Below are 1,723 nucleotides of genomic sequence, written 5' to 3'. Positions count from 1 at the left end.
GTCGAGCTGCTCCTTCGGCGTGACGTAGTGCGAGTTCGGGTAGACCGGCTGCCGCTCCAGCTCCTCGATCGTCGTCGCCCGCAGCGGGTCGATCCGCCGGATCCGCTCGATCTCCTCGCCGAAGAACTCGACGCGCAGCGCGGCCTCCTCGTAGGCCGGCCAGATGTCCACCGTGTCGCCGCGCACGCGGAACGCGCCGGGGCGGATGTCGGCCTCGGCCCGCTCGTACTGGATCTCCACCAGCCGCCGCAGGAGGAAGTCGCGCCCCTCGCGCGCGCCGCGCTCGAGGAGGATCACCATCCCGTGGTACGCCTCGGGGGAGCCGAGGCCGTAGATGCAGGAGACCGAGGCGACGATGACGACGTCGCGCCGTTCGAGGAGCGAGCGGGTGGCCGAGTGGCGCATCCGGTCGATCTCCTCGTTGATCGTGGCCTCCTTCTCGATGTAGAGGTCGGAGCTCGGGACGTAGGCCTCCGGCTGGTAGTAGTCGTAGTAGGAGACGAAGTACTCGACGGCGTTGCGCGGGAAGAAGCGCCGGAACTCCTGGTAGAGCTGCGCGGCGAGCGTCTTGTTGTGGGCGAGGACGATCGCCGGCACGCCGGTCCGCTGCACGACGTGGGCCATCGTGAACGTCTTGCCCGAGCCGGTCACGCCGAGCAGCACCTGGTCGCGCCGCCCCTCCGCGACGCCGGCGCTGAGCTGGTCGATCGCCTGCGGCTGGTCGCCGGTCGGCTGGTACTCGGAGACGAGTTCGAACGGGGCGCGCATGCGCTCAATCTACCGCCCGAAGGCGGATCCGTCTCCCCCGCGGCGCGGGGCGGATTTCGCCGTCCGGCGGGCGCCGTTCCGCATCGGTCGCCGCGCCCCCCGCGCGCGGCGCGAATTCGCCGATTCCGCGCGCCGGACGCGCGGCGGCTGCGGCACAATGACGCCGGGAGGGACGATGCGCTTCCCGCTCTACCAGGTGGACGCCTTCACCGACCGCCCGTTCGCCGGGAACCCCGCGGCCGTCGCCATCCTCGAGTCGTGGCCCGACGCGTCGCTCCTGCAGGCGATCGCCGCCGAGAACAACCTCGCCGAGACGGCGTTCCTCGTGCACGAGACGACCGGCTGGCGCATCCGCTGGTTCACCCCGGAGCTGGAGATCGACCTCTGCGGCCACGCGACGCTCGCCGCCGCGCACGTCGTCTTCCACGAGCTGCGCCATCCCGGCTCGATCGTGCGGTTCGCCTCGAAGAGCGGCCCGCTGTCGGTGGAGCGCGAAGGGGCGCTGCTGGCGCTCGACTTCCCGGCCCGTCCCGCCGTTCCCTGCGAGGCGCCGGCGGGGCTCTTCGCGGCGCTCGGCTGCTCCCCGCGCCCGGTCTCGAAGGCGCGCGACCACATGGTCGTCTTCGACCGCGCGGCCGAGGTCCGCGCGCTCGAGCCGGACTTCGCGGCGCTGGCGAAGGTGGAGATGTTCGGGTTGATCGCGACGGCGCCGGGGGACGACGTGGATTTCGTCTCGCGTTTCTTCACGCCGGCCGCGGGGATCCCCGAGGACCCGGTGACCGGCAGCGCGCACTGCACGCTCGTGCCGTACTGGGCGGCGCGTCTGGCGAAGAAGGCGCTCACCGCGCGCCAGGTCTCCCGCCGCGGCGGCGACCTCGTCTGCGAGGATCTCGGCGCCCGCGTCCGCATCGCCGGCCGCGCCGTGCTCGTGCTGCAGGGGACGTACTGCCTCTGA

2 protein-coding genes are annotated in these 1,723 nt (G+C 72.4%); one reads left to right on the top strand and one right to left on the bottom strand.

Annotation, left to right across the window (positions count from 1 at the left end):
• A partial coding sequence (locus LLG88_09705) for a DEAD/DEAH box helicase family protein (protein ID MCE5247178.1) occupies positions 1–768 on the bottom strand: 768 nt, incomplete at its 3' end.
• A gap of 175 nt (positions 769–943) precedes the next feature.
• Here LLG88_09705 and LLG88_09700 point away from each other — a divergent pair.
• The gene (locus tag LLG88_09700) at positions 944–1,723 is read left to right on the top strand and encodes a PhzF family phenazine biosynthesis protein (GenBank protein MCE5247177.1); all 780 of its coding nucleotides are present in this window, start codon (positions 944–946) and stop codon (positions 1,721–1,723) included.

The organism is bacterium (assembly GCA_021372775.1).
In the GTDB taxonomy this organism is placed as follows: domain Bacteria; phylum Acidobacteriota; class Polarisedimenticolia; order J045; family J045; genus JAJFTU01.
The sequence above is the reverse complement of the archived record's forward strand: the minus strand, read 5'-3'. Positions and strand labels throughout refer to the sequence as shown.